This is a genomic window from Pseudomonas phytophila (assembly GCF_025643095.1).
GTDB classification, from domain to species: Bacteria; Pseudomonadota; Gammaproteobacteria; order Pseudomonadales; family Pseudomonadaceae; genus Aquipseudomonas; species Aquipseudomonas quasicaspiana.
Genome location: NZ_CP081201.1, coordinates 670,244 through 695,931 on the forward strand (window position 1 = coordinate 670,244; position 25,688 = coordinate 695,931).

The 25,688-nt window shown below is 58.8% G+C and carries 29 protein-coding genes; 6 read left to right on the forward strand and 23 right to left on the reverse strand.

Features of this window, described 5'->3' with window-relative positions:
• Positions 1-27: 27 nt before the first annotated feature.
• From K3169_RS02950 to K3169_RS03045, 20 genes are all read right to left on the reverse strand, one after another.
• A complete protein-coding gene (locus K3169_RS02950; RefSeq protein WP_027901971.1) occupies positions 28-1,254 on the reverse strand; it encodes a beta-ketoacyl-ACP synthase in 1,227 nt (408 codons plus the stop codon).
• On the reverse strand, positions 1,254-1,982 hold the full coding sequence (gene fabG, locus K3169_RS02955; RefSeq protein ID WP_263269885.1) for a 3-oxoacyl-ACP reductase FabG: 729 nt from the start codon (positions 1,980-1,982) through the stop codon (positions 1,254-1,256). The genes K3169_RS02950 and fabG overlap by 1 nt, the downstream gene beginning before the upstream one ends.
• A complete protein-coding gene (locus K3169_RS02960) occupies positions 1,979-2,434 on the reverse strand; it encodes a hotdog family protein (protein ID WP_122397638.1) in 456 nt (151 codons plus the stop codon). Before K3169_RS02960 ends, fabG begins: the two co-directional genes overlap by 4 nt.
• Positions 2,431-3,627: a beta-ketoacyl-[acyl-carrier-protein] synthase family protein gene (locus tag K3169_RS02965; RefSeq protein ID WP_027901968.1), complete on the reverse strand. Its 1,197-nt coding sequence runs from the start codon at positions 3,625-3,627 to the stop codon at positions 2,431-2,433. The genes K3169_RS02960 and K3169_RS02965 overlap by 4 nt, the downstream gene beginning before the upstream one ends.
• Positions 3,624-4,121, reverse strand: a complete 498-nt coding sequence (locus K3169_RS02970; RefSeq protein WP_099268019.1) for a DUF3261 domain-containing protein — start codon at positions 4,119-4,121, stop codon at positions 3,624-3,626. The genes K3169_RS02965 and K3169_RS02970 overlap by 4 nt, the downstream gene beginning before the upstream one ends.
• Positions 4,118-4,852 (reverse strand): class I SAM-dependent methyltransferase, encoded by a 735-nt coding sequence (locus K3169_RS02975; protein WP_231675821.1) that lies wholly within the window; start codon positions 4,850-4,852, stop codon positions 4,118-4,120. The genes K3169_RS02970 and K3169_RS02975 overlap by 4 nt, the downstream gene beginning before the upstream one ends.
• Positions 4,849-6,093, reverse strand: coding sequence for an NAD(P)/FAD-dependent oxidoreductase (locus K3169_RS02980; protein WP_231675822.1), 1,245 nt, complete (start codon positions 6,091-6,093; stop codon positions 4,849-4,851). Before K3169_RS02980 ends, K3169_RS02975 begins: the two co-directional genes overlap by 4 nt.
• Positions 6,080-7,252 (reverse strand): sodium:proton antiporter, encoded by a 1,173-nt coding sequence (locus tag K3169_RS02985; protein ID WP_263269887.1) that lies wholly within the window; start codon positions 7,250-7,252, stop codon positions 6,080-6,082. The genes K3169_RS02980 and K3169_RS02985 overlap by 14 nt, the downstream gene beginning before the upstream one ends.
• Positions 7,249-9,585 carry an MMPL family transporter gene (locus K3169_RS02990; protein ID WP_263272202.1) on the reverse strand — a complete coding sequence of 779 codons (2,337 nt, stop codon included), beginning with the start codon at positions 9,583-9,585 and terminating at the stop codon, positions 7,249-7,251. The genes K3169_RS02985 and K3169_RS02990 overlap by 4 nt, the downstream gene beginning before the upstream one ends.
• The gene (locus K3169_RS02995) at positions 9,575-10,168 is read right to left on the reverse strand and encodes an outer membrane lipoprotein carrier protein LolA (RefSeq protein ID WP_411567042.1); all 594 of its coding nucleotides are present in this window, start codon (positions 10,166-10,168) and stop codon (positions 9,575-9,577) included. The genes K3169_RS02990 and K3169_RS02995 overlap by 11 nt, the downstream gene beginning before the upstream one ends.
• Before the next feature lie 104 nt (positions 10,169-10,272).
• On the reverse strand, positions 10,273-10,698 hold the full coding sequence (locus tag K3169_RS03000) for an acyl-CoA thioesterase (protein WP_122707474.1): 426 nt from the start codon (positions 10,696-10,698) through the stop codon (positions 10,273-10,275).
• A complete protein-coding gene (hutH, locus tag K3169_RS03005; RefSeq protein WP_231675824.1) occupies positions 10,688-12,235 on the reverse strand; it encodes a histidine ammonia-lyase in 1,548 nt (515 codons plus the stop codon). Before hutH ends, K3169_RS03000 begins: the two co-directional genes overlap by 11 nt.
• Entirely contained in the window at positions 12,216-13,148 is a 933-nt protein-coding gene (locus tag K3169_RS03010) for a glycosyl transferase (protein WP_263269891.1), read from the reverse strand. Before K3169_RS03010 ends, hutH begins: the two co-directional genes overlap by 20 nt.
• Before the next feature lie 127 nt (positions 13,149-13,275).
• Positions 13,276-14,010: a glycosyltransferase family 2 protein gene (locus K3169_RS03015; protein ID WP_263269893.1), complete on the reverse strand. Its 735-nt coding sequence runs from the start codon at positions 14,008-14,010 to the stop codon at positions 13,276-13,278.
• Positions 14,011-14,345: 335 nt separating this feature from the next.
• Positions 14,346-16,031 (reverse strand): AMP-binding protein, encoded by a 1,686-nt coding sequence (locus tag K3169_RS03020; protein WP_411567043.1) that lies wholly within the window; start codon positions 16,029-16,031, stop codon positions 14,346-14,348.
• Positions 16,032-16,050: 19 nt separating this feature from the next.
• On the reverse strand, positions 16,051-16,596 hold the full coding sequence (locus tag K3169_RS03025; RefSeq protein WP_122397652.1) for a hypothetical protein: 546 nt from the start codon (positions 16,594-16,596) through the stop codon (positions 16,051-16,053).
• On the reverse strand, positions 16,593-16,847 hold the full coding sequence (locus K3169_RS03030; protein ID WP_027901955.1) for an acyl carrier protein: 255 nt from the start codon (positions 16,845-16,847) through the stop codon (positions 16,593-16,595). The genes K3169_RS03025 and K3169_RS03030 overlap by 4 nt, the downstream gene beginning before the upstream one ends.
• Before the next feature lie 9 nt (positions 16,848-16,856).
• Entirely contained in the window at positions 16,857-17,117 is a 261-nt protein-coding gene (locus tag K3169_RS03035) for a phosphopantetheine-binding protein (RefSeq protein ID WP_027901954.1), read from the reverse strand.
• Positions 17,092-17,904 (reverse strand): lysophospholipid acyltransferase family protein, encoded by an 813-nt coding sequence (locus K3169_RS03040; RefSeq protein WP_027901953.1) that lies wholly within the window; start codon positions 17,902-17,904, stop codon positions 17,092-17,094. The genes K3169_RS03035 and K3169_RS03040 overlap by 26 nt, the downstream gene beginning before the upstream one ends.
• Positions 17,880-18,602 (reverse strand): beta-ketoacyl synthase chain length factor, encoded by a 723-nt coding sequence (locus K3169_RS03045; protein WP_122397653.1) that lies wholly within the window; start codon positions 18,600-18,602, stop codon positions 17,880-17,882. The genes K3169_RS03040 and K3169_RS03045 overlap by 25 nt, the downstream gene beginning before the upstream one ends.
• A 273-nt stretch (positions 18,603-18,875) precedes the next feature.
• Here K3169_RS03045 and K3169_RS03050 point away from each other — a divergent pair, with 273 nt between their 5' ends.
• Complete coding sequence (locus tag K3169_RS03050; protein ID WP_099268031.1) at positions 18,876-19,649, forward strand: ParA family protein; 774 nt, start codon at positions 18,876-18,878, stop codon at positions 19,647-19,649.
• Between the two features lie 127 nt (positions 19,650-19,776).
• On the opposite strand, the gene K3169_RS03055 is transcribed toward K3169_RS03050, so the two are convergent.
• Together K3169_RS03055 and trxC are read right to left on the reverse strand one after the other, a co-directional pair.
• The gene (locus K3169_RS03055) at positions 19,777-20,175 is read right to left on the reverse strand and encodes a PAAR domain-containing protein (protein WP_263269896.1); all 399 of its coding nucleotides are present in this window, start codon (positions 20,173-20,175) and stop codon (positions 19,777-19,779) included.
• Positions 20,176-20,310: 135 nt separating this feature from the next.
• Entirely contained in the window at positions 20,311-20,745 is a 435-nt protein-coding gene (gene trxC / locus K3169_RS03060) for a thioredoxin TrxC (RefSeq protein ID WP_099268033.1), read from the reverse strand.
• A gap of 119 nt (positions 20,746-20,864) precedes the next feature.
• Between trxC and K3169_RS03065 the strand changes: the two genes are divergently transcribed.
• The 5 genes from K3169_RS03065 (at position 20,865) to K3169_RS03085 (ending at position 24,188) form a co-directional block, all read left to right on the forward strand.
• On the forward strand, positions 20,865-21,560 hold the full coding sequence (locus K3169_RS03065; protein ID WP_263269898.1) for an aspartate/glutamate racemase family protein: 696 nt from the start codon (positions 20,865-20,867) through the stop codon (positions 21,558-21,560).
• Positions 21,561-21,644: 84 nt separating this feature from the next.
• Complete coding sequence (locus K3169_RS03070; RefSeq protein ID WP_263269900.1) at positions 21,645-21,932, forward strand: type II toxin-antitoxin system HigB family toxin; 288 nt, start codon at positions 21,645-21,647, stop codon at positions 21,930-21,932.
• Between the two features lie 2 nt (positions 21,933-21,934).
• On the forward strand, positions 21,935-22,336 hold the full coding sequence (locus K3169_RS03075; protein WP_231666275.1) for a type II toxin-antitoxin system HigA family antitoxin: 402 nt from the start codon (positions 21,935-21,937) through the stop codon (positions 22,334-22,336).
• Positions 22,337-22,820: 484 nt separating this feature from the next.
• Positions 22,821-23,684, forward strand: a complete 864-nt coding sequence (locus K3169_RS03080) for a hypothetical protein (protein ID WP_263269901.1) — start codon at positions 22,821-22,823, stop codon at positions 23,682-23,684.
• A 33-nt stretch (positions 23,685-23,717) separates the two neighbouring features.
• On the forward strand, positions 23,718-24,188 hold the full coding sequence (locus K3169_RS03085; RefSeq protein ID WP_231675833.1) for a hypothetical protein: 471 nt from the start codon (positions 23,718-23,720) through the stop codon (positions 24,186-24,188).
• On the opposite strand, the gene selO is transcribed toward K3169_RS03085, so the two are convergent.
• Complete coding sequence (gene selO, locus K3169_RS03090) at positions 24,172-25,635, reverse strand: protein adenylyltransferase SelO (protein WP_263269902.1); 1,464 nt, start codon at positions 25,633-25,635, stop codon at positions 24,172-24,174. The genes K3169_RS03085 and selO overlap by 17 nt on opposite strands.
• Between the last annotated feature and the right edge of the window lie 53 nt (positions 25,636-25,688).

The window sequence follows — 25,688 nt, forward strand, 5'->3', positions numbered from 1 at the left end:
ATCTCTCCTTGAGATTAAGAAAAAGGGTCAGGACCAGCGGCGGAAAATCAACGACGTGTTGACCCCGCCAAAAGCGAAATTGTTGTTCATCACGTATTCGTGGCTCATCTGCCGAGGCTCACCGCGCAGGTAGTCCAGATCGCCGCACTGCGGATCGATCTCGTCCAGGTTCAGGGTATGGATGTAACGGTCGCGATTGAGCATCTCGATGCAGAACCACGACTCCAGCGCACCGCAGGCACCTAACGTGTGGCCGAGAAAACTCTTCTGCGAACTGATGGGCATACGCGAGCCAAACAGGCTGCTGGTGGCAAGGGTTTCGGCAATGTCACCTTGTTCCGTCGCCGTACCGTGGCCATTGACGTAGCCAATGGCTTCGGGCGGCAGGTTGGCGTCTTCCAGCGCCAGCTCCATGGCACGGCGCATGGTGGCCTGCTCCGGGCGAGTGCTGTGCGCGCCATCGGCGTTGCTGCCGAACCCCACCAGTTCTGCGTGAATATGTGCGCCACGGGCCAGTGCGTGTTCCAGCTCTTCGAGCACCAACATGCCGCCGCCTTCACCGATCACCAGGCCATCGCGGCCGCTGTCGTACGGACGTGGGCTGGTGTGAGGCGCATCGTTCTTCAGGCTGGTGGCGTACAGCGCATCGAAGACCATGGCTTCAGTGGGGCAGAGTTCTTCAGCGCCACCGGCCAGCATCAGTGGCAAGCGGCCGAACTTGATCGCCTCATAGGCATAACCGATGCCTTGGCTGCCGCTGGTACAGGCGCTGGACGTCGGAATCAGGCGGCCGGTCAGACCGAAGAAAATGCTGATATTGGCCGCCGTGGTGTGGGGCATCATTCGCACATAGGAATTGGCATTGAGCCCTATGGCCACTGAGTTGAGCAGCATGTTGCCGAAGGCTTTTACATCTTCGGTGCTGCCCGTGGATGAACCGCACGCGGTGCCCATGCGCCCGTCCCGGATGATCGGGTCGTTGAGCAGGCCCGCACCGATCAGGGCCTGTTCAGAGGCACCCACTGCGAAACGTGAGACACGGCCCATGCTGCGCAGTTGTTTGCGGGTCCAGTGCGACGGCACGGCGAAATCATCGATAGGGCCTGCCAGCCGGGTGTTCAACTCGGTGAAGCGATCCCATTCGTCCATGCGTCGAATGCCACTGCGGTTGGCGTTGAAGTTGGCTTCGATGCTCGCCCAGTCGCTGCCCAGTGAAGTAATCCCGGCCATGCCGGTCACGACGACGCGCTTCATCAGCACAGGCCTCCGTTAACGGCCAGTACCTGGCGAGTGATGTACGCCGCCTCGGCGGACATCAGGAAATTAACCGCGCCGGCGACTTCTTCAGGCGTGCCCATGCGCTGCGCGGGAATCATCTTCATCAGTTCATCCACAGGGACATTTTCGTCGAGCATGGCGGTATCGATCAGGCCGGGCGCGACGCAGTTGACGGTGATCTTGCGCTTGCCCAGCTCGATGGCCAGTGCCTTGGCAGCACCGATGACACCGGCCTTGGACGCGCTGTAATTGACCTGGCCGCGATTGCCGATCAGGCCCGAGACCGAGGTGATGCACACGATGCGACCGGCGGCCCGGCGACGGATCATCGGCATCATCACCGGGTGCAACACGTTGTAGAAGCCATCCAGATTGGTTCTGAGCACCACGTCCCAATCGTCGTCGCTGAGCGCCGGGAAGGCGCCGTCGCGAGTGAGCCCGGCGTTGAGCACTACGCCGTAATAGGCACCATGGGTTTCTACATCGGCTTCAAGAATGGCTTTGCAGGTTTCCCGGTCAGCCACGTCGAATTGCAGAATCCGCGCCTGACGGCCCAGGGCGACGATTTCGGCCTGGACGGCTTCGGCTTCCGTGCGGCCACTGCGGCAATGCAGAACCAGGTCGAAACCTGCTTGCGCGAGACGTAGCGCAATCGCGCGGCCAATGCCACGGCTGGAGCCGGTGACCAGTATCGAGTCAGTCATGTGCGGGCTCCTTCGTTCATGTATTGGTCGGGGTTGGGTGGGCAGTACACGCTAAGGCGGGCAAACGCTTCAATAGCCGGGCCGGTCAGGCGACATTCGAACACACCCATGCCGTTATCGTCCTGCAACGTACGCAGCGCGTGGATGTGCAGCTCGCTGCCTGCGGGAAATTGCTCTACGTTGCATTCGAACTTGCGGCTGCCCAGCAGGAAGCCCAGCGCCACGGGCTTGCCCTGAGTGCGCGCCTGGCAACCGGCATAGGCCGCGACACTCTGGGCCATCAGCTCGATACCCACCCAGGCGGGCATGTTGCCGTTGGTGTCATTGAGCAGTCCGTTCGGAGTGACGGTCAGGCGAGTGTGAATCTGTTCTTCGTCGAACGACAGCACCTCATCGATGAGGATCATGTCGCCGGCATGCGGCAGCAGTTCGGCGAGCGGCCAGGCAATCATTGGGCGTCTCCGATAATCAGGCTGATGTTGTTGCCACCGAAGGCAAACGAGTTGCTCATCATGTAGCGCTTGGGCGTCTGTGCCAGACGAGTCTGGGCGTCAGTCCATTGCAGGGGCGGCAGCTGTGGATCGGCTTCGCCGTCCCAGGCATGGGGTGGAAGCGCGTGGTCGGTATTTTCCGGTGCCAGGCTCAACCAGCAGAAAGCCGCCTCCAGCGCACCTGCCGCGCCCAGTGTGTGACCGGTCATGGGCTTGGTCGAAGAGCACGGCACGCCATCAGGGAAAACAGCCTTCACTGCCAGGCTTTCCATGGCGTCATTGAGTGGAGTCGCCGTGCCGTGCAGGTTCAGATAACCGATCTGCGCGGCTGCAAGCCCGGCATTGTCCAGCGCTTGCTGCATGGCTTCGCGGGCACCGCAGCCACTCGGTTCCGGTGCAGAAATGTGGTGCGCGTCGCACGTTGCGCCCGCACCCAGCAACGCAATCGAATGCTCGCCGCTGGCTTCACGGGTCATCAGGAACAGCACGGCAGCCTCGCCGATATTGATCCCGTTACGATTGCGCGAAAACGGGTTACAGAGCTGCTGTGAGACCGCTTCCAGCGCGGAAAAACCGTTCAGGGTGAGTTTGCACAGTGTGTCGACGCCGCCGCACAACACCGCATCGCACAGGCCCATGTCCAGGGCACGTCGGGCGCTGAGCAGGGCGCGGGCGCTGGAGGTGCAGGCAGTGGAGATCACGTAGGACGGGCCGCTCAGTTGCAGCCACTCCGAAATGAAGTTGGCTGCCGCGCCCAGCTCTTGCTGCTGGTAGTGATAGTCCGCCGGGAATTGCTGGCTGCTCAACCATTCGCCAATGCCACGCCCTGCCTCGTCTATACCGGACGTGCTGGTTCCCAGGATCACGCCGATGCGATGGGTGCCGTAACGCGTTATAGCCTCACGGATGTCCGGCTCGATCTGCAGCGCAGCCGCCAGCAGCAACCGATTGTTGCGGCTGTTGTGAGAAGCCAGGGATTGGGGGATTGGCGGCAACGCTGTTTTCACGGCACCCACCGGCAAGATGCGCTCAGGCACCCAGCCGCCTTCATCGACCATGCCGGACGTATCAGCAGCGAACAACCGTCGCGCGACTTCTTCGCGGCCACTGCCCAGAGAGCAGATCAAGCCCAATGCGTTCAGGTAAGCGCTCACTGCAAGGCCTCGCTGTTCAGCGGGCTGATGGCGTAGTTGATTCTGCCGTCTTTGCCTGTGAGGACGATCAGCCTGAAGGTGTCGGCGCTGCTGTATTCCACGCCCCATCGTTCATCAAGTATGCGTTGGGTGCCCCGGCGCTGCGCAGTCGGGTAATTACGCCTCAACTGGTTGTCCGGGGTGAGCGCGAACAGCAGAGAAGCGAACAATTCCCGGGCTTCAGCATTGGGCGGCAACAAACCGTCGGCTTGCCACTGGCCGTTGATCAATTGCTGACGTGCCAGTGGAATACCCAGTGGGTCCATCAGTGACCAGCGCAACCCGCTGGCTTCCTGCTGAATCACCAGCAGCCAGTCCTGGCGCTGTTCAGCCTGCTGGCGTTGGATATGCAATTGCATCGGCAACTGTAGCTCGGGAACCGAAACAGGCAGCGGGGCTTTACTGGCACACGCCGCCAGCAGCAGGACGCAGGCGATCAGCAATGCGCGAATCATGTTTGTTCACCCTCGAGAGGCTTGCGCGCAACCGCGTTGACCAGGGTTTCTTCGCGTTGGCCAAAAAGCGCTGGCTTGCGCAGTTTCAGACGTTCCAGCAAACCGAAATCACTGGAGCGGCTCCACCAAAGATAAGGGTAAGACACGTTCTGTGCACCAAACTGAAAGCCCTGATCGCGGAGCATTTGCAGATATTGTTCAGCGCTCTTTTGTACATGCATCGGGTGACGGAACAGCCAGCGGATCACCCAGGTGTCGATATAGGCTTCGGTGGACTCAGCGAACAACAGATAGCCGCCGGGCTTGAGCACTCGATAGAACTCGGCGAGGGCCTGTTCCTGTTCGACCAGATGATGGAACGTCTGGTGGCAGAACACGATGTCTACGCTGGCGTCCGCCAGTTTCAATGCGGCGCAGTCGCTGCCGATCAGCTCGACGTCGATGCCTTGAACCCGGGCTTCAGTGCGGCTCATGGTCAGGCTCTCCGGGTCAGCGTCCACACCCAGCAGGCGTGATGGCGCAAACACTTCGCACAACCGCTTGAATGACTTGCCCTGACCACAACCCGCATCGAGCAGTACCGGCTGGCTCGGCGGTTCGCCGTCAAACAGGCTGCGCAGATCGTTGATTGCCACTCGCAGCACGCGGTGTTGCCACGTGTGACTGCGCAGGAACCACAAGCCGAAACGGGTTTCTTCGACGTATTTGTCGCTCAGGAAAGGCCCGCTCATTGTGCCGGGCTCGCGCAGATTTCAGACAACATGCGCAGGCGGCGCTTGGGTTCAGCAACAAACGGGTTGCGCTGATCCCAAGCGTATCCAGCCAGAATCGCGCTGATCATGCGGCGGATATCCCGCGTGCTTTCCGGGTAGAAAATCACGTCCTGGAAAGTGCCTTCGTACCAGCCTTCTACGTAGGCGCGGAAGGTGTCCACGCCTCGTTTGAGCGGTATCGCGAACTCGGTCTGCCAATCGACCGCCTCACCTTGCAACTGTCGATGCAGAACGCCTGCCGCCATGCTCGCCGAACGCATGGCGATGGTCACGCCGGAGGAGAACACCGGGTCGAGGAATTCAGCGGCATTGCCCAGTAGCGCAAAGCCCGGACCGTGCAGGGTTTTGACGTTGGCCGAGTAACCGCCGATGGTGCGCGCTGGTGTGTCCCATACTGCGTTCTTGAGCAGTTCCTTGAGGTGCGGCGTTTCGCCAACGAACTCGCGGAGGCAGGCATCAAGGTCTTCGGGTTTGTCCTTGAAACGTTCGGACGCAGCGACGACGCCCATGGAGCAGCGGCCGTTGCTGAACGGGATCGACCAGAACCACACGTCGCGCATTTCAGGATGAATGCTGACGAGGATTTTCTCGCGGTCAAAGGATGCCGGGAAATGGTCTTCCACATGGGTGAACACCGCCTGACGTATCGGGAAATTCGACGGCGCCTCCAGATCCAGCAAACGCGGTAATACGCGGCCATAACCGCTGGCGTCGAGCACGAACTGCGCCTGCACCTGATACTCGCTGCCGTCTTCGCGACGCACGTCCAGGACTGGCTGCGGGCTGGTGAAATCGCCCGCAATGATCTCTTGTTGGTAGCGGATTTCCACGCCTTGTAATTCAGCCTGATCGGCCAACAGTTTGTCGAACGCCCCGCGTTGTACCTGGAAAGTCGATGGCTGGCCTTCGCTGAAGGTGTCGCCGAAATCGAATGCGCTGTACTGATCGCGCCACGCAAACGCAGCGCCATTTTTCTTCTGGAAACCTGCGGCCTTTACGGCGTCTAGCATCCCGGCTTCTTCGACGAAGTCCAGGCAGTGCGACAGCAGGCTTTCACCGATGGAGAAGCGCGGGAACTGCTGGCGCTCAATGATCAGCACATCGTGCCCGTTGCGTTTGAGCAAGGCTGCGGCGATTGCACCGGCAGGACCTGCACCAATCACCACGACTGTCCGGCTTTCCCTATCAGTTACTGGCATACGACTTCCTTACTGGATCGACAGCGTTTACGGGTGGCTGCACCGGTGCGCGGCCCATGCCCAGCAAGGCTGGCATAAGGGTCGCGAGCAGGCTCATCAACATCAGCGCGAAGTACAGCGCCGGGTTGATCAGGTGTTGTTGCAGCAGCATATTGAGAAAGACGATTTCGCTAAGGCCGCGAATATTCAGCAGCACGCTTTCACGCCAGCGGCTGGCACCGGCGAAGGAGGGCGTCGCCCAACTGAGGCCAAGCCAGTTGCCGAGCATTTTGCTGGCAATCGGCAGCAGAATCAGTGCTCCAAGCTGCACCCAGCCGAGGTTGCCCATGGCGGTGTGAACGTTGATCTGCACGATGCCAAAGGTCAGGATCAGCGGGATCGCCAGCCAGGTTTGCAGGCCCATGAACCATTCGCGTCTGATCGGCAGTACCCACGGCTGTTTGATTCGTGCCATGCACAGCAGGTAACCGATGCCGAAAATCAGCGCATTGAGTCTGTAGTGCTCGGCCACCATCAGCAGGGCGAAGAACGTGACGCTGTAGACCAGTGGTTGGCGCAGTTGCAGGGCCCGCAGCAGCAAAGGCACGCAGGCACCGAGTAGCGGCAGCAACAGACTGTTGATGTTCAGGCTGCCTTGGGCAATGCCGAACAGGCTCCAGCACATCAGGTCGATGAGAATTGCGGTCTGCACCAGACGCCGGGTCGCTTCAGGCGAATAGTCGATATGGCGCAGATACAGATAGAGCACAGGGATCGCGGTAATCGCAAACACCAGACCCAGCGCCAGAGAGCTGATCCACGGTTGCGCGGGCAAAAACCAGATGGCGCAGCCCAGCCCTGCGAGGAATGGCACCGCGAAACTTGGCAGCGCAACTTTCAGGCTTTGGCGATCCATCTTTACGTCGATGACGTCGCTAAGAATGTGCCCCAGAACGATGGCGAAGCTCAGGCCGTACAGCGTCTTCAGCCAGACGGGCGCTACCAGTTGCGCACCGCTTAACTGCCAGCCCGGTTCAATCCAGAACAGCATGATCAGTGGCAGAGCAAAGGTGGCCAGCAGCAACTGACTGACGATGGGAATCAAGCCGAAATAGCGTCCAAGACGCGTTGCACCAACAAACATCAGCAGGGCCATCAGCCAGAACAGCGCAATCATCATCGATGAGCCTCGCTTTCAGCTGTTGGCTTGGCACGTCGACTGGCAGCCCACGGCGCCAGCATGAAGCTGAACGCCAGCCCGAGGCTCACCGAAAGGCCAAAATTGCTGATGGCGGGCGTGCTGGAAACCGCCAGCAAACCGAACGACAACCAGGTGGTGACGGCGGCCAGCAAGGTACCCAGCAAACTCACGGCGGCACCGCCAATCTGTTCACGCATCAGGATCGCGTAATCAACGCTGATTGCGGTGACCAGCAGCAAGCCAAACAGGCTGAACAGAGTCAGCGGCTGACCGAGCCAGCCCAGGCTTGCCAGGCTGCACAACGCCGCGAGCAAAGGCAGGGCCACGATGCGCAGCGCGCCGCCAAACCCGAACGGAGCAATCAGCAGCAATACGATCAGCACGCAGGACGCCAGTTTCAATTCAGCGGCGCTGATCTGGGTGGCGGCAAAGACAGTGTTGAGCTGTCCGAGGCGATCCACCAGGCGCACGCCCGGCAAGTCCTGAGCCTGCAAACGCAGCAGGGCAGCGTTGTTCAATCCCTGAAGGCTGACCATGCCAGCGACGCCGTTTTTGCTGGCGCCCAGCCACAGCACCCGCCAGGGTTCGCCGAGCGGTCCGGCCAGCGCCGCGTCGATATTAGTGATCGGTGACGCTTGCAGCTGAGTCAGTTCAGCTTGCAGGGCGCTGGCCGGAACACCGAGGTCGATCAGTGTCTGCCAGTGCTCTGGCAACGAGCTGAGGGCTTTGCGCACGGCGTCCTGTTCGGTGGGGAACGCGACCAGCTGATTCAACGCCAGATAGCCACTCAACTCGTCCAGATTCACCAACTGATCGAGACGTTGGGTCAGTGCCGTTTGGCGCTCCAGCAATTCCTGCTGGTCTTTGCCTTCCACCAGAAAGAACTGGCTGGTGGGCTGGTAACCGGTGATTTTGGCAATCGCCTTGGCTTCTTCGGTCAGTTGCGGTGGTGCTGAGATCCATTGGCGGATGTCATTTTTGGTGGTCAGTTGCCAAAGCCCGGCAGCGCAGAACAACATCAACAGAGCCAGCAGGATCGGCGTGCCGACCCGGCTCAGCAACGCTTCGCGCCAGCCGAGCAAACGTTCGGCCAGACGCAGCGGCCATTGAGCCGGTTTCAGCTCAGTGTTGTTGAGCAAGGCGGGCAACAGGCAAACGGCAGTCAGATAGGCGCCGATCAGGCCTGCCGCAGAGAACACCGCGATTTGCGTCAGCGCCGGGAAGGGTGTCCAGGCCAGGGCCAGATAACCGATGCAACTGGTTGCGAGGCTGAGGCTCAGGCCGGGCAGCGTCAGACGCAAGGCGGGCCAACTGCGCCAGGGTTTCAGGCTCCAGCTTTTGGACAGGTAATGCAGTGGGTAATCCACCGCCACGCCGATCAGGCTCGAACCCAGTACCAGGGTCATCACGTGCATATGGCCGAAGAACGCGACGCAGGCGACAGCGCCAAACAGCATGCCCACCAGCACCGGCACGAACGCCAGCAACACGCGCCAGCGGCGGAAAGCCAACAGCAGCAAGAGCAGAATGCCCGCTGTTGCGCCGCCGCCTACCCAGGTGATTTCCCGGCTGGCCTGACGTTGGCCGTCGGCGGCATACAGCAGGCCACTGGCTGCCAGTAACTGTCCGTTGGCTTGCGCGGCTTGTTGGCGGGATGCACTGAGCAAATCGGCGACACGCAGCGGCAGATGCATGTCGAACGCATCGCCGTTTGTGCGGGCTCGCAGCAGTACCCAGCTTTTGCCGTCAGCATTGGCCACCAACGCACCGCTGCCGATATCCGGTTGCACCGAGCCGTGCTGCGGCATGCCGTTCTGGATACGCCCGGTCAGGCCCAGCCAGTCATCCTGGCTCGGCACCAGACTGAAACCGCTGAACGGATCGAAAAGGCTTTGCACGCGTTGTTGAATAAAGGCCTGCGGGTTGTCGATCAACTGCGTCCGGTCTGCCTTTGGCAGCATCGCCAGTCGACCTTGCAGTAACTGGGTGCGCAGCGCAGGCAGATCGGCCTGGAGGCTCCATTGGACCTTGTCGAACAAACCGCTGGCTTGCCACTGCTCGCCCAATTGCTTTGCCAGCGCGATGGCTTGCTGACGATCCGTGTGACCGACCAGCACCAGCATTTCGCGGTTCAGCGGTTCTTGCATACGCTGTTCAGCGCGCAATTCCAGAGGATCAGGGCTACTGCCGGGGACCAGTTCCATCAGGTTGGCTGACAGTGGCGCACCATCGCGCCATTGCCAGCCAGCGAGGGCCAGCACCGCCAACAGGATGATCAGGAACAGGCGCGGCAACAGACGTTCAATTCGCAAAATCAGCACGCTCCGCATCGCTCAAGGCAGGCACACTCTGGCTATCGACCATCTTCAGCAACGTACTGTCACCCTGGGTTTCCAGCAGCTCGATGCGCTGTACCAGTTCGCCGCCGTCGATATTGATCTGCTTGAACACCTGTTGCAGCAACATCGAACGCGGGGTCAGCGTCAACTGCCAGGCTTTGGCATCGCCTTTGAGCTGCAATTCGAAGTCGCGCTGCAGCCCGCTGCTGTCGCCTTGCAGCACGGCCAGGAACAGGCGGTTCTGTTCAGCTCCGGCGCTCTTGTTCGGCAGTAATTGCCAGCCGTTGGCCGCGTCACGGCGGGCAATGCCGACCGGGCTGATGCGGTAGTCCTGTTTGAGCGGCGTGTTCAACAGCCACAACAGGCCGAATTCTTTCGCCAATACAAAGCGGCCTTTACTGACCAGCGGTGTTGGCAAGGCACGCAGGTGTTTTTCCTGAATGAAATTGCCACGTACCACGACCGGTTTTGCCAGTTGATCGCTGAGCTGTTGCAGGTCAAAAGCCTGGGCCAATGGCGACAGGCAGAGCAGCGCCAGTAAACACACAATTGAAATGCATTTCTGTAGGAGCCAACTTGTTGGCGAAGCGGAATTTCTGCTTAAACAGGTCTGACGTCTCGCCAACAAGTTGGCTCCTACAGGTGCGTTGTGTGCTGTATTCATGGCAACACTCTCTCAACCGCATCAGTGAAGGCTTTCGGCGAAGCCAGTTGCATTTCCCGGGTTTCGATGTGCACCGCGACTTGAATCGAGCTGGCGCGGGTCATGCGTTCGCCGGTTTCCGCGTCGGTAATCAGGTAGTTGATCTTCAAGCGATTCTCCCACTCCACAAGACTGGCGCGCACGATCAGCCGTTGGCCGAACACCGCGCCGCGCACGTAGCGCAACTGGATGTCGATCACCGGCCAACCGTATCCGGATTCGAGCATGTGCGTGTAGTTGTGACCGATGTGGTCCAGCAACGCGCAGCGAGCGACTTCCAGGTACTTGATGTAATGCCCGTGCCAGACGACGTTCATCGAGTCGACGTCGAAAAAGGGCACCAGGACTTCGGTGTCGACATCAATGACGCCTTTACTGCGCATGCAACCTCCAATGGCGATCAGCGATACGTTGCAGGCACAGGCGCAGTTCGCCCTCCAGCGCACGGTCTTCGATCACGGGCGGGAAATCAACGGCCAGTTGCTCGTGCATGGCGGCCAGCGCGGGCGGCAGTGGACGCGCATCGGCGGCTTTGCTGCGCAGCCAGACCCCCTGGTTTGCGGCGATCAGCGTGGCAGCTGCCACTTGCTCCGTCAGTTCCAAAACCCGAATGGCGTCCCGGGCAGCGATGGTGCCCATGCTGACCTTGTCCTGGTTGTGGCATTCGGTCGAGCGCGAGAACACGCTGGCGGGCATGGTGTTTTTCAATGCTTCGGCAGTCCATGCGCTGGTGCCGATCTGCACGGCCTTGAAGCCATGGTTGATCATTGCGCGATCCGCTGGCGCGCCCGACAGATTGCTCGGTAAGCCGTGGTTGTAGCGCTCATCCACCAATAGCGCGAGCTGGCGATCCAGCAGGTCGGCGACGTTGGCGACGAGGTTCTTCAGGCTGTCCATGGCGAAGGCGATATGGCCGCCGTAGAAGTGCCCACCGTGCAGCACGCGTTCGGCTTCGGCGTCGATGATCGGGTTGTCGTTGGCGCTGTTCAGTTCGATTTCGATGAACGAACGCAGCCAGTTCAGGCTGTCAGCCAGCACGCCCAGCACATGGGGCGCGCAACGCAGCGAGTAGCGATCCTGCAAACGATGCAGGGGGGCAGTCGGTGCGTCGATGGCCAGATCCTTGCGCAGCCAGGCCGCGACTTGCATCTGGCCCGGATGAGGCTTGGCCGCAAACAGACGCTCGTCGAAATGCTCCGGATTGCCTTGCAGCGCGACCACGTTCATCGCGGTGATACGCGTCGCCAGCTGCAGCAGGTAATCGGCACGGGCGAAGGCCAGGCACGCGAGGCCGGTCATCACCGCTGTGCCGTTCATCAAGGCCAGGGCCTCTTTGGGGCGCAGTACCAGCGGTTCCCAGCCCAGTTCACGATGCACATCGCTGGACTGACGGCGTTCGCCGCGGAACATCACTTCACGTTCGCCGGACAAGGTCGCTGCCACATAAGACAGCGGCGTCAGATCACCGCTGGCGCCCACTGAGCCCTCTTCCGGAATCAGCGGCAGGACGTCCTGCTCAAGAAACGCCTGCAGTCGTTCCAGCAGTTCGACGCGGACACCAGAAACCCCGTGGCACAGAGACTGCAAACGCGCAGCCAAGACCGCGCGAGTGGCTTGAGCGTCGAGCAGTTTGCCCAGCCCGCATCCGTGAAACGTGTACAGATGACGCGGCAAGGCTTCCACATGTTGCAGCGGCACCGCCACCACGCAGGAATCGCCGTAGCCGGTGGTCACGCCGTAAATCACGCCTTCCTTGTCCAGCAACGAATCAAGAAACTGCGCGCCTTTGGCGATGCGCTGACGGTAGGCGCTGTCGCCTTGCAGAGCGGTCGGCACCTGGCGATTGGCCAACGCCAGCACATCTTCGATCTGCAACGCACGCTCGCCGAAGGTGACCGGCTCAGGAACTTGATTCGTCATCGGACTTCCAGAAAGGGTAGAAATTGAACCACTGCTGAGGGGCTTGCAGGCAGTAGTGGCCGAGTCGGTCGGCATAGCGCTGGGCGTGATCGGCTATCACTTGTTGCCGGTCGCTGCGTCGCCATTCGATGGCGTCGGCAAATGGCTCGAGCGTCACTTGATAACCGCTGGGGCGCTTGAGGCAGAAAATCAGATTGATCGGGCATTTCAACAAACCGGCCAGCAGCCACGGGCCCTGTGGGAACGCGGCTTTTGCACCGAGGAAATTGACCCGCGCGTTACGCCCGCCGTGCAACGCCACGCGGTCACCGGCGATGGCCAGCCATTCACCGTCGTCCAGGCGCTGGCTCAGTTGGAGCATGACGGACGGGTCCAGCTCACTGACCTGAATCAGGCGCAAGTTAGTCGCGCCTGCTTCACCCAGCAGCCGGTTGAAACGCTCGGCGTGCTTGGTGTGGACCAGCACGTTCATGGTGACTTTTTCGCCCAGCTCAGCCAGCGCCCGGCAGACTTCGAGATTGCCCAGATGCGCACCCACCAGCATCTGGCCGCGATCGCCACGCAACTGAGTGCGCAGCAGCGCAGGGTCAACGATTTCGATTTGCTCAAGACGCAGCTTGCCGTTCCAGACGTCGAGTTTATCCAGCAGCGAATCAGCAAAGGCCATGAACTGGCCGAACACCCGTTTGTGAGTGGGCATCAGCTCTGGTCTGGCACTCCATTCGGACAGGCGTCGTTGATATTCCCAGGCACTCTTGCGCGCCTGGCTGCCGAACAGAAAAAAATACAGCACGATGCCGTGCAGCACCGGGCTCAGCACCCGACGACCCAAATGGCGTACGCCCCACGCGGTGAGCTTCATCAGCAGGAAACTGCCGCGCTCTTCGTGTTTGGCCCAGTGCTTATTGCTCATCGCCGTACCTCCCGGTAGGAGTGAACTTGTTCGCGAAGACAATTTTTCAAGCGCCAATCATGCGTCGGATGTACCCCTGCTTTCGCGAACAAGTTCGCTCCTACGGGGTTTCCCGCAAACACATCGATCATGGCAACCACCGCCGCCACAGGATCAACGGAAAACGCCCCAACATGCCGAAGAACAGCTTGGTGTGCATTTTCGAGATCAGCGCGTTGTCGTGGAACATGCGGAAGTGCGACAGGCCGTCCTGCGGGTAATGCACCTTGGTTGGCAGCCAGTGCATGGGTTGATTCAACCACGACAGGCGAACCAGGATTTCCGAGTCGAAATCCATGCGTTTGCCGAGCTGCACGGTGTTGATCAGATGCAGCACCGGCGCCAACGGATAAACCCGAAAGCCGCACATTGAATCCTTGATCTGCAGGGACAGGCTGTTGACCCATACCCAGAAGTGCGTGAGGTAACGGGCATACAAACGGCCTTTGGGCACGCTTGCATCGTATTGCGGATAGCCGCAGATCAACGCATTGGGCTGCTGGCGTGATGCCTCAAGGAACAGGTTGATGTCAGACAGATCATGCTGACCGTCTGCATCGACTTGCAGTGCATGGCTGAAGCCCAGACGCTGGGCTTCACGGAAGCCCTCCATGACCGCGCCGCCTTTACCCTGATTGACCGGTAGCGTGACCAGATAAACGTTGTCGCCTTGCGCCAGTTCACGCAGCACCGCAGCGCAGGACGGGCTGCTGGCGTCATCCACCAACACACACGGCAAACCAGCGGCGAGCACCGCCTGAACTACCGCAGGCACCGCCAGTTCATGATCAAACACCGGGATGATGGCGCAGGGGTTATGCATGCTTACTCCCTGTTGGAGCGAGGCTTGCCCGCGAATGCGTTGGGGATTCTGTGGGAGCGAATTCATTCGCGAAGAAGGCCGAACTGAAAAGCATCTTTGCCTGACACACCGCTTTCGCGAATGAATTCGCTCCCACAGGGGATGCGCTCGGGTTTAAATCAAACTTATGGCAGGGAATGAGTTTCCTGTAGGAGCTGAGGAGCACCGCGAGGCTGCGATACGGGTGTGTCAGGCAAGCCGCTATCGCAGCCTCGCGGTGCTCCTCAGCTCCTACAGAGTTGATGTTTGTCGCGTGACAGTGCAGCGGCATGAAAGCGTCCGTGGCCGCTTTTAAATCAAACATCCCCCACCTCCAGCAATATCCGGCCACTGGAGCACGGCGCGTCGCCGTTGCGGAAGGCAAAGTACAGCTTGCCGCGCTCGGCGTCGAAGCGCAGGGTCAGGCTGATCTGGTCGCCGGGGCGGACCAGTTGCTGAAACTTGAGAACTTCCATACCGGCAAATTTCGGCGGCATATCGAGCAGGCGCTGACCCAGCGCCATGGCCCAGTTCACTTGAACCACTCCCGGCAATACCGGAGCTGTCGGGAAGTGTCCGCTGAAGTACGCCAGATCCGGTGGCACGCTCAATTGCAGCTGCCACTCGCCATCAATGTTCTGTTGCGCCAGCACTTCCGGTTCTTTTCCGCGAGGGGCCATTAACAGCGCCTGAACCTCGGCTTGAGGCAGTTTGCCCTGTGCGTTGAGTGGCAGCTGACGCAGCATGCGCCAGCGACGAGGCAGGGCGATGGCTTCGCAATGGCCGTTCAAGTGCTGGCGCAGGGTTTGCGTCAGATTGCGTCGGCCTTGATTGCGCAGGGCGTGTAAGCCTGCTGCGCTGAGCACCACCAATGCGCCAAGCGATGCGCGATTTTCCTGCACCACGCCTAGACGCGCTTCACTGACCCATTCATGGCTGACCAGTGCCTGCTCCAATAGCGGCAGGGAAATGCGCTTTTCTTCGAGTTTGACGATGCGATCCAGCCGGCCAAGCAGTTCAAATCGGCCGTCGCTGGCCATGCGCACCGCGTCGGCGGTTTGTTCGATGTGACCTGCCGGCATATAGGTCGAGCTGATGCGCAAGGCACCGTCGGCATCTTGGCCCAGTTCGACACCTGAGAAGGCCTGCCAGAGGTTGTCACCCTGACGCCAGCCGATACCGCCGGTTTCCGAGCTGCCCAGGATTTCAGTCGGCCACTGGCCCAGACGCTGATGCAGGCTTGCAGATGCCTCTGCAGGCAGTGCGCCGCCAGAGGAAAATACCCGGCGCACCTTGCCCAGACTCGGCCAGTCGAGGTTGTCGCCCATGCGCTTGAGCAGTGCGGGGCTGGCCACCCAGGCAAAATTCGGGAACTCGCGACTGGCACGCTGCAAGTCTTCCGGGAACGGCAGCTGTTTGCGAACGAAGCAACGCCCCGCGCTCAAAGGCCACAGCACGCGAAACAGCAAACCATAGATGTGTTGAGTCGCCACGCTGCCGATGATGCAGGCCGCGCCCAGTTCTGCGCCCCAGAGTTGTTCCAGCGCATCGACTTCATTGGCCAACTGCCGCAAGCGCTTTTCGATCAGCTTGGGTTCACCGCTGGAGCCGGACGTACACAGGCTCAAGCAGCATTCATCCAGATCCAGCAGCGCAGGCGGCAATGGCTCGGCGTGCAGTTCATGCAGCTTTCGGTCGCCCGGCAGATCAGTCAGCCAGGCATCTACATGACCGGACCAGCGCTCGCGGGTCTGGGCTTGCAGGTCGGCGGGCAGCAATACGCTGATGCCCGCGCGCCAGGCTGCAAATAGCGCAACTGCAAGCTCGCCAGCATCTTCCAGATGCACGGCCAGTCGCTTGATGCCCTGAGCTTGCAGGCCCGCCGCTACGCTCAGTGCCTGCTCGCAGAACTGCGAGTGGTTCAGCGCCGGAGCCTGCGTCAGCTCACGGGCTGACTGCGGGTCCAGCAGCAGGTGTTCGGGTTTAATCCAGTCAACAACCATCCGGTTCATGCATTCCATTTCATGCCGCGCCTCTGACTCGGCGGCGGACTAACCATTCGCCTGCAAACAGCAGGCCCATCAATCCGTATGAAACAAGTCCGGTGTACAGCGCCCACCAGGACAGCGGAGCCCAGAGCGTCAAACCCGCTGCGATCAGTCCGTTGGCCAGAAAAAAACAGCACCACACCACCGTGACCTGGCGTGTGTAGCAGATAGCCTTTTCCGACAACTGCGAATTACCCAAACGCGCTATGCGTTCGACGATCGGAGGGCCGTAAATCAGGCTCATGCCAAACAGGCTCAGCATTGAGGCGCTGATCAATACCGGGTACCAACGTAGCAATTCAGCGCTGTCGAGCAGACCCAGCAGCAGGCAGAAGCCAATGGCGATCAGTGCGGTGATCAGTGTGGCGGGCCGCTTGCGCGCGGTCAGCGCGCGTCCCAGCCACAAGACACCCAGTAGCAACGCAAACTGCCAGGGCGCGAAGTGTTCGGTGCCGTAGTAAACCGCGAACGGGTACAACACACCCGCCAGCAATAGACCCAGACCGATCAGCCGCTTCATGCTGCGGTGTTGGCTAGACGGTAAACCGCCTCGACGACATCGTTGACGGTGCGCACCGCCTTGAACTCTTCGGCAGCGATTTTGGTGCCGGTCTTGCGTTTGATGTGGTCGATCAGGTCCACGGCGTCAATGCTGTCAATTTCCAGATCCTGATAAAGATTGGCTTGCAGAGTGACTCGCTCAGGCTCAAGTTCGAACAGCTCTACCAGCGCATCGCGCAGGATTTCGAAGATGTCTTCACGGGTTTGCATGTCAAATCCTCAGGCCGCTTGTCGTGCGCTGACAAAGGCCGCAAGGCTGTCGACGCTGGTGAAATGGTCACGGGTGTCTTTGGCGTCCGCATCGATCTTGATGCCGTAACGCTTCTGGATCGCCAGCCCCAGTTCCAGGGCATCTACGGAATCAAGACCCAGCCCCTCACCAAAGAGGATCTGGTCGTTGCCAATGTCGTGAGTGCTGATGTCTTCGAGGCCCAGGGCGTCGATGATCAACTGCTTAATGTCTTGATGTAGAACGCTCATCCAAGGCGAGCTCCCTGATGAAGTAGTGATGCAGGTGGTCGTTGAGCTTGCGCGACGCAACAGGCGCCGGGCCTAGCGCAGCAAAGGCTTGTGGGTCTATATCGGCGCCAACGCGCAAACTGAAGTGCACACGCCGTAAAGGGATGCGATACCAGGGTTCGGCCTTGGTCAGCGTCGTCGGGCTGACCTGAATGACGACCGGAGTGATCACCGAGGCACCACGCAAGGCAATGGCCGCCGCGCCGCGATGAAATTGCGGCGCGCAACCGGGCTGTGTCCGGGTGCCTTCCGGGAATACGATCAGGGTCTGGCCATCGCGCAGGGCGTCAGCGGCGGTGTCGAGCATCTCGGCGCTGCCGTCGTTGCTGATGTAACCGGTGGAACGCACCGGTCCACAGGTAAAGGGGTTTTCCCACAGGCTGTGTTTGACGACGCAGTTGGCGTCGCGCACCAGCCCGATCAGAAACACCACATCAATCAGTGACGGGTGATTGGCGATGATCATCTGGCCTGGGCGACCCAGGCGTTCTGCGCCTTCTATTTCGTAAGTCAGTACGCCGTTTCTCGCCATACGCTGGATGAACACCCAGAATAGGCGGCTAATGGTGCGCCTGGCCCGCTGGCGCTTTTTAGCCTGATCGCCTGGCAAGCAGCGCAGTAGCGGGAAATACAGCAAGCGCAGGCACAGCCCGCCCAACCCGAACAGGGCAAAGCACATCGCGGTAGCGAACAGGCGCCAGTAATAGGCGTCCTGACGCTTTTTCAGTGGTTGCGTTGCCAGTTCCATAACCGGTTCTTCCAGGCGTGTCGGCAAGTGTGTTGTTCAGTGTTGAGCGTTCGCAGCAGATTCAGCGCGTGGGGCCATTCGCTACCAGGCAGTTCCTCTGCGCTGGCCGGTTGCAGGGTCAACTGCCAGTCCGTTCCCGGGGTCAGCAGCAGGCCGACGGCGTACGGGAAGGGCACGTCGTTTATCCAGTCTGCATAGGCGAGGGGCGGCTGTTCTTCGGTCACGATCAGCAGCACCGCAGGCGCACCTTCTGCCAACAGCGCAGCCGCTTCGAACGCGCCATGCTCCAGACCGTCGCCCGCCGCAGCCAGAGCCGTCATTTCGCTGGTTTCACCGCGCATGATCGACCACAAGCCAATGACCGCGTTGTGCACGGACAGGCTGAACTGGGTAGGCGACAAGGGCTGGCTATCAGCGACATCACGCAGAATTTCGAAGGTGCGTGGTGTTTCACCGTGGCGCGAGACAAAGACCAGCGGCAGCCGCTCGTGGCCATCAGCCAGCGGCCAGCCCACGGCAAATGCCATGCGTGCCAGACGACCCAGGCGGCGGCGCTGCATGGCAGGCAGGAACGACACATCAGGAGCCTCATCGCTACGCTGCAAAGGTGTCGGATGCCGACTCCATTGCTGCCAGTCGTCGACGTGAGTCAACCCCGGTGCCCAGGCGCGCCATTGTGCGATGTTGAACGTGATCAATGGATTATCTTCCCGCCCCTGCGGGCTACTGCTTACTGCGATATCGCTGGCGATCTGCCCGGAACTCGCTTGTTTCCGGTCAAACGTCGGGCATTATCCCGATGAGGGTGAACAGTAGCAATTTGTTAAAAACAAATATGTCGGAATTTGACACTTTTCCGGTGGGATTTTGTCGCGTGTGGTTGAAGCGCTCGCCGTTGTAACGTGCATTGCATAGACTCCAGTCACCAACCATTTCCCTGTACTCAATCCAGGCACCACGGAGGTCAACTCATGCGTCGGGTGGTTTTCAATCAGAAAGGTGGCGTTGGCAAGTCCAGCATCGCCTGCAACCTGGCAGCGGTCAGTGCTCATGAAGGGTATCGGACGCTATTGATCGATCTTGATGCGCAGGCCAATTCGACTCAGTACCTTACCGGTCTGACGGGGGATGACATCCCCATGGGCATCGCGGAATTCTTCAAGCAGACCCTGTCGTCCGCGCCTTTTGCGAAGAAAAATCACGTCGATATCTACGAAACACCTTTCGACAACCTGCATGTCGTGACCGCGACCCCGGAATTGGCGGATCTGCAGCCCAAGCTGGAAGCCAAACACAAGATCAACAAGCTCAGAAAGTTGCTGGACGAACTGAGCGAGGACTATGAGCGGATTTACCTGGATACGCCGCCAGCGCTCAATTTTTATGCGGTTTCGGCGCTGATCGCCGCTGATCGAGTGTTGATCCCTTTCGATTGCGACAGCTTCTCGCGTCAGGCGCTGTACGGCCTGATCAAGGAAGTTGAAGAGCTGCGGGAAGATCACAACGAAGACCTGCAAGTAGAAGGGATCATCGTCAACCAGTTCCAGCCACGCGCCAGCCTGCCGCAGCAGATGCTTGACGAGCTTATCGCCGAGGGGTTGCCTGTATTGCCGGTGTATTTGAACGCCTCGGTGAAGATGCGTGAATCGCACGAGGCCAGCAAACCCCTGATCTACCTTGAGCCGCGCCACAAACTGACTCAGCAGTTCGTGGAGCTGCATCATTGGTTGGAGACCAATGCTTAGGGTGATGCATTGGCAATCATGACTTGTAGGAGCCATCGGAGGTTACGACGGTCGCGAAGCGGAGTGTCAGACAGACCACCATCGCAGCCTTCGGCAGCTCCTACAGAAAGTGTATTGGTCTGAGCGACTACGTTTTGCTTGCTGAGCGAAGGTCGCAGGGCCTTATTCCCTCCTTCACTGCAGCATTCATCTTGTCCACCACCAGCCGCGCCCGTTTGGCCAGGCCCTTGGGGATATCAATGGCTGCATCCATGTCTGCCGCCAGGGTTTGCTGGGTCGCGATCAACTGATGACTGCCAACGTCGCACTCGCACTTGACGTTATGACCGTGCGTTGCAACGGCGATGTATTCATCAATGAACGTCGGGTTGCCCTGAGCGATGTAGCCAACGGTCTCGCAGGCTGGGCACCACACCGGGTCGCCCATCCGCGCGAGTCTGCGCAGGTCCATGAGTTGAGTCGCAGATGCTCTCAACACAAATCCACCGGTCGTGGTTGGATCGTCTTCCCTGACTACGTATGACATGGATGTACTTCCGTTAAGCGAGTCGGAAGCAAATCCTAGGTCTGAATAACGCAGTCGGGAGCGACAAATCGCTGTTTCGGAAAGGCCCTACGGAAAAATCAGCAAAGCGAACGCACAGGCTTCCCCTGGAACGACTCAGATGCCCTGGCTTTTCAACCACGCCAGCAATTGCTGCAATGGGAACGCACCGCTTTGACGGGCAACTTCCTGACCATTGCGGAACAGAATCAGGCTGGGGATCGACCGAATACCCAACTGTCCTGACAACTGCGGGTTAGCCTCACTGTCCAGCTTGGCCAGTCGGCAGCGTCCAGCCAATTCACCGGCGGCCTGTTCGAAAATCGGCGCGAAGGACTTACACGGACCGCACCACTCGGCCCAGACGTCCACCAACAGTGGCAAGTCTCCTTTGATCTGGCTGGCGTAATCACCTTGGGTGAGGTTGAACGGCGCGCGCAGCAACACCTGTTGCTTGCAGCGGCCACATTTAGGCTGGTCGCCCAAGCGTTCATTGGGGATTCGATTAAGCCCGTTGCAATGCGGGCAGGGGATCAGCATCGGTTCTGACATGAGGCCTCCAAAATCTAATGACGTGCAGATTGTACTGCTCGGTTGCCGCCTGGCTGTAACTGGTTTGGGGTGATTCATGCCCCTAGTCTGGTTCCAACGGTTCAGTGACGGAGCAAAGCATGAAAACCCTCGGCGTTATAGGCGGCATGAGCTGGGAATCCACGGCCACTTACTACAAGTTGCTCAACGAAGGTGTTCGTGACGCGCTCGGCGGCCTGCATTCAGCGCCGGTTATCCTGCATTCAGTTGACTTCGCAGGCATTGCTGCGTTGCAAAAATCCGGTGAGTGGCATGTTGCAGGTGAGCAACTGGTGCGAATTGCGCAGGGCTTGCAGCGAGCCGGTGCAGGCGCGCTGCTGCTGGCCACGAACACCATGCACAAAGTCGCACCCGCCATTGAGGCTGCGGTAGACATCCCGCTGCTGCACATCGGGGATGCGGTGGGCGAGGCTCTGCAAGCCAGCGGTGTATCCCGTGCCGCACTGCTGGGCACGCGCTTCACCATGCAGGAAGACTTCTACCGCAACCGTCTCGCCGAACGCTTCGGTATCGAAGTCCTGTTGCCTGATGCTCAAAGCATGATCGAGATCGACCGAGTGATCTTCGCCGAATTGTGCCTGGGCCAATTCAATCAACCGGCACGGGACTACTACCTGAATGTGCTTGAGCAGTTTCGCGATCAGGGCGCGGAGGCGGCAATTCTGGGCTGTACCGAAATCGGATTGTTGCTTGAGGGAGTAAAAAGCCCGCTGCCGTTGATCGACAGCACTGAGCAGCATGTGGCGATGGGGTTGCGGTGGTTGCTTGAGTTGTAGGATTGGTCTATTTTGAGTATCGCAGTTTGCGATATCTGATTTCGTGATTAACATCCTCTCGTGAAATACGACTTGGGATGGCTGATGCGGGTAATCACTGAAAAGCGGATATGGGAAGCGAAGGAGAAATGGCCGCGATCTGCCAGCGCGTTGGACGCATGGTACCGATTGGTTAAAGCATGCCGTCCCACAGACTTTGCAGCCATGAGGGCGATTTTCCCAAGCATCGACAAGGTCGGCCCGCTGCATGTTTTTGATATCGGCGGCAACAAGGTAAGACTGATCGCGTGGGTTAGTTATTCAGCACAGCGGATCTACATTAAGCACGTACTCGATCACTCCGAGTATGACAAAGGTAAGTGGAAGGATTAATCATGAGCGCTCTCATCAAGCAGGCGGCAGAACATTGGCCTTTTGTCTCTCCTCTATTGCGCAGGCCTCAGGACGAAGCCGATTACGATGCGCTGGTGGATTCGCTGGACGAATTGTTAGCCCTTATCGGCGATGATGAGTCACATCCGCTAAACAGTCTTGTACTTCTGGTTGGCGACTTCATTGAGGCTTATGACCACGAACATCGCCCCATGCCTACGGTTTCAGGCGTTGAGACTCTGCGGTACCTGATGGGGGAGCACGGGTTGAATCAAGGAGATTTGCCTGAAGTCGGAACCCAATCGGTCATTTCTGAAATCTTGAGCGGCAAGCGGCAGCTCAATGTGCGTCAGATACGTTACCTGTCCGAGCGGTTTGGCGTTCCTGCTGATGTGTTTTTTTAAGTGGGGGAAATGCCTCTGACGCTTTTCTGAATGACGAAAACTGTGGAGTGGATAGAGGCTATCCGGCCCCAATAATGATCGCGCTTTACTGACTGTGCTTCGTTTATTCCCTCCCTGTTCTGCGCGTTACATAGTTACAAAAACGCCGTCATATTAGCCCCTGCTGTAGGGCGTTTCTTACAGTAAATAAAGATCCCTCTGAAAATTTGCTTTTTATAAGGCTGCTTTGTCCAGTGGTTACGGGCTATTGCCTGTGATGTAGTCGTTTGGATAGTTGTAAGTTTTTTTTGTAAGGCGCTACCGTTTTCTCAAGTTTAAAAACAAAGCAAGTTTGATTTTTATTTAAGGTATTTTAATGAAGAAATTTATGTTCTTGCGCCGTTGGCGTTGGTTTTAATGGTGGCTGTCTGAGTGATCATATGTGTGGTTCTTTCTTTGTGTTGGTTTTTGTTTGGGTTTTATTATTAACCGTTGGAGAGTTTGTATGGTTTCTAATGTTAATCTGTCTTCTTCCCCAATAGCTACAAGCTCCACTATCAAGAGCGGGTACTCTAATACCACCGGCATTGATAAGCCCGTCCAGGACATCTCAAGTAAAACGGATACCGCCAGCGTCTCTACGCTCTCTCGCCAACTCGGTGAAAGTGCTGTACGTGCTGAAGCCCGCGAGAAGAGCATGACGCGTGAGCAATTGGGAGAATTTGCGAAAAAAACGGTAGATCATATTTTGGGTGAGTCGTACGTTGTCAACAAAGCCCGGCACGACGCAGAAGTGCCGAAGACCGACGATCCCGTGCTGATTGAGCGAGCCAGGTTGGCGACGATCTACGTCAATAAATCTGTGGCCCAGGACCCTACTGCGAAAAACCCATTTGCGGACCTAACCCTTGAGCAGGCGGTTCTTATTGCGTACGACGACAAAGGCTCGTACACGGTCAATGAAAGACAGGCCGCCTGGTCGCGCAGTTCGAGTCTGGAGCAACAATGGCGAGCAGGATCAATAGCCCGTGCAGGACAGGAATATAGCAACTGCGGCAAGAATCCCAAGTTCATGACCGAATGCCTCGAACATTACAAAGCCCTGCCCGCCATTGAGCGCGCTCGCTACGATAAAGGTTATGAAAGTCGGCTTGAAACCAGCATCACGGAACACGGCGGTTCGCGCAAGTCCAGTGAGCGAACGTTGAACTTATACGAAATCCTCGCGGGTATTCAGTTGCCGGAAAAGAAAAAAGAGCAACCTGTACCGGGTAAAAATAAACCTGAGGCGGTAAAGCCAATTGTCGACGCGGTTAAGCCCTGTGCGACGATTCTTGATCCGCTCCCTGCCGCAAACAAAGTTAACTGATCTTCATCGCTTAGTCAGCTTAGAGGTCAATCCATGATTAACGCTGTCTCCAGCGCAAGTGCCGCAGTCGGCAAAGGTGCGCAGATTAATAACGTTTCCTCGACGACTGTGCAGAAAACAACCTCCGTCGCTTCTGATACAGCGAGAACTCAGTCAACGTTATCCATATTCTCTCGCCAACTGGCAGAAAGTGCTGTTCGCGCAGATGCTCGGGATAAAAGCATGGATCGTCATCAACTAGGAATTGAGAGCATCCGAATCCGGACAGGTTTGGTTGAATACGGCTGGCGATCAGATGAAACTGGCTATGTTACCGAGTATCCCGATACGACTGACCCGGAATTAAAGGAGTTCCGCGTTCTGACCCTGTTCGAGGTCATGGCCAAATACAAACACGCCTTCGGCAAAGGCACCCAGTCCGATACCCAAGGCGTGTCGCCCTTGATGACCGCCGACACGCCGATGTCAGCTCAACCACAGCCTGCAATCAAGACGAACAACTGATCTCCAGATGCTTCCCCCAATCAGGTGGACGCTGGGCGTAGCCAGCCATGCCCGGCTGCTCGTTGAACGGATCACTGAGCACTTTATGCAACCGGCGGACTTCTTCGTAGTCGCCGTTCTCGGCGGCGTCGATGGCTTGTTGTGCCAGATAGTTGCGCAGGATGTAGAGCGGGTTGACCGCATGCATGCGCGTTTGGCGTTGCTGGTCGGTGCCGTTGTCTTCGCGGCTGATCCGCGCCAGATAGCGTTCGGCCCAGTTGTCGAAGCCTTTGATATCGACGAAGTCGTCACGCAGTAACTGCAATGCCTGTACGGCGGGGTCGTTACCGAGGCGGCGGAAGAACAGTGTGTAATCGATGCCGCTGTTCTGCATCAGCTTGAGCAAACCGCTGATCAGTTCGCCATCGTTGTCTTCGGCACTGGTCAAGCCCAGACGACGGCGCATCAGGTCCTGGTAGTGGGCCTCATAGAGCGGCAAAAACAGCCCTATGGTCTCGCGCAAGGCGTCGACGCTGATGAATGGCGTCAATGCCTGAGCCAACGCGCTGAGGTTCCATTGGGCAATGGGCACCTGATTGCTGAAGGCATAGCGGCCTTCATGATCCGAGTGGTTACAGATGAAGTTCTGGTCGAAGTCATCAAGAAACGCGAACGGCCCGAAATCGAAAGTGATGCCCAGAATCGACATGTTGTCGGTGTTCATCACCCCGTGGCAGAAGCCGTAGGCTTGCCATTTGGCGATCAGCTCGGCGTTGCGCTCGACGATTTCCTTGAACATCGCCAGGTACGGCTCGGCCTGTTCCAGACATTGCGGGAAGTGCATCGCCAGCACGTGTTCGCCCAGTTCCTTTAGCTGCTCAGGTTGCTTGGTGTAGTAGAAGTATTCGAAGCTGCCAAAGCGCACATGACTTTGTGCCAGACGCAGCACCATCGCGGCGCGTTCCTGTTTCTCGCGCCATACCGGCGTGCTGGAGCCGATGACGCAACCTGCGCGACTGCTCGGAATACCCAACGCGTACAGTGCTTCAGAGGCCAGAAACTCGCGGATCGATGAGCGCAACACCGCGCGCCCGTCGCCCATTCGGGAGTAGGGCGTCTGCCCGGCGCCTTTGAGATGCAGGTCCCAGTGTTCGCCAGCCGCGTTATACACCTCGCCCAGCAGCAATCCTCGGCCGTCGCCCAAGCGCGGGTTGTAGGAGCCGAATTGATGACCTGAATAGACCATCGCCCGTGGATCGGCATCGGCCCAGAGTTTGTGCCCGCTGAAGATTTCAGCGAATAACGGCAGTTCGGCCTGTGCGGGGTCGAGGTCAAGCAGTGCCAGTGCCGCATCGCTGGCGACTACCAGCCGGGGCTCGGCAATGGGTTCAGGCAGAACCGAAGTGGAGAACGCATCGCCCAGGCGGGCAAAACGATTGTCGAAGGTGAGTTCGTCGAGGGCTTTCACAGGCCTTCTCCAGCAGAATGTCCGAGCATTCTGCTGGGTTGGTCCGGATGCGT

Excerpts from the sequence above, each read along its gene's own strand:
- K3169_RS02950 (WP_027901971.1), bottom strand. The coding sequence starts at position 1,254 with ATGAAGCGCGTCGTCGTGACCGGCATGGCCGGGATTACTTCACTGGGC.
- fabG (WP_263269885.1), bottom strand. The coding sequence starts at position 1,982 with ATGACTGACTCGATACTGGTCACCGGCTCCAGCCGTGGCATTGGCCGC.
- K3169_RS02960 (WP_122397638.1), bottom strand. The coding sequence starts at position 2,434 with ATGATTGCCTGGCCGCTCGCCGAACTGCTGCCGCATGCCGGCGACATG.
- K3169_RS02970 (WP_099268019.1), bottom strand. The coding sequence starts at position 4,121 with ATGATTCGCGCATTGCTGATCGCCTGCGTCCTGCTGCTGGCGGCGTGT.
- K3169_RS02975 (WP_231675821.1), bottom strand. The coding sequence starts at position 4,852 with ATGAGCGGGCCTTTCCTGAGCGACAAATACGTCGAAGAAACCCGTTTC.
- K3169_RS02980 (WP_231675822.1), bottom strand. The coding sequence starts at position 6,093 with ATGCCAGTAACTGATAGGGAAAGCCGGACAGTCGTGGTGATTGGTGCA.
- K3169_RS02985 (WP_263269887.1), bottom strand. The coding sequence starts at position 7,252 with ATGATGATTGCGCTGTTCTGGCTGATGGCCCTGCTGATGTTTGTTGGT.
- K3169_RS03000 (WP_122707474.1), bottom strand. The coding sequence starts at position 10,698 with ATGCGCAGTAAAGGCGTCATTGATGTCGACACCGAAGTCCTGGTGCCC.
- hutH (WP_231675824.1), bottom strand. The coding sequence starts at position 12,235 with ATGACGAATCAAGTTCCTGAGCCGGTCACCTTCGGCGAGCGTGCGTTG.
- K3169_RS03010 (WP_263269891.1), bottom strand. The coding sequence starts at position 13,148 with ATGAGCAATAAGCACTGGGCCAAACACGAAGAGCGCGGCAGTTTCCTG.
- K3169_RS03015 (WP_263269893.1), bottom strand. The coding sequence starts at position 14,010 with ATGCATAACCCCTGCGCCATCATCCCGGTGTTTGATCATGAACTGGCG.
- K3169_RS03020 (WP_411567043.1), bottom strand. The coding sequence starts at position 16,031 with ATGGTTGTTGACTGGATTAAACCCGAACACCTGCTGCTGGACCCGCAG.
- K3169_RS03025 (WP_122397652.1), bottom strand. The coding sequence starts at position 16,596 with ATGAAGCGGCTGATCGGTCTGGGTCTATTGCTGGCGGGTGTGTTGTAC.
- K3169_RS03030 (WP_027901955.1), bottom strand. The coding sequence starts at position 16,847 with ATGCAAACCCGTGAAGACATCTTCGAAATCCTGCGCGATGCGCTGGTA.
- K3169_RS03035 (WP_027901954.1), bottom strand. The coding sequence starts at position 17,117 with ATGAGCGTTCTACATCAAGACATTAAGCAGTTGATCATCGACGCCCTG.
- K3169_RS03040 (WP_027901953.1), bottom strand. The coding sequence starts at position 17,904 with ATGGAACTGGCAACGCAACCACTGAAAAAGCGTCAGGACGCCTATTAC.
- K3169_RS03050 (WP_099268031.1), top strand. The coding sequence starts at position 18,876 with ATGCGTCGGGTGGTTTTCAATCAGAAAGGTGGCGTTGGCAAGTCCAGC.
- K3169_RS03055 (WP_263269896.1), bottom strand. The coding sequence starts at position 20,175 with ATGTCATACGTAGTCAGGGAAGACGATCCAACCACGACCGGTGGATTT.
- trxC (WP_099268033.1), bottom strand. The coding sequence starts at position 20,745 with ATGTCAGAACCGATGCTGATCCCCTGCCCGCATTGCAACGGGCTTAAT.
- K3169_RS03065 (WP_263269898.1), top strand. The coding sequence starts at position 20,865 with ATGAAAACCCTCGGCGTTATAGGCGGCATGAGCTGGGAATCCACGGCC.
- K3169_RS03070 (WP_263269900.1), top strand. The coding sequence starts at position 21,645 with ATGCGGGTAATCACTGAAAAGCGGATATGGGAAGCGAAGGAGAAATGG.
- K3169_RS03075 (WP_231666275.1), top strand. The coding sequence starts at position 21,935 with ATGAGCGCTCTCATCAAGCAGGCGGCAGAACATTGGCCTTTTGTCTCT.
- K3169_RS03080 (WP_263269901.1), top strand. The coding sequence starts at position 22,821 with ATGGTTTCTAATGTTAATCTGTCTTCTTCCCCAATAGCTACAAGCTCC.
- K3169_RS03085 (WP_231675833.1), top strand. The coding sequence starts at position 23,718 with ATGATTAACGCTGTCTCCAGCGCAAGTGCCGCAGTCGGCAAAGGTGCG.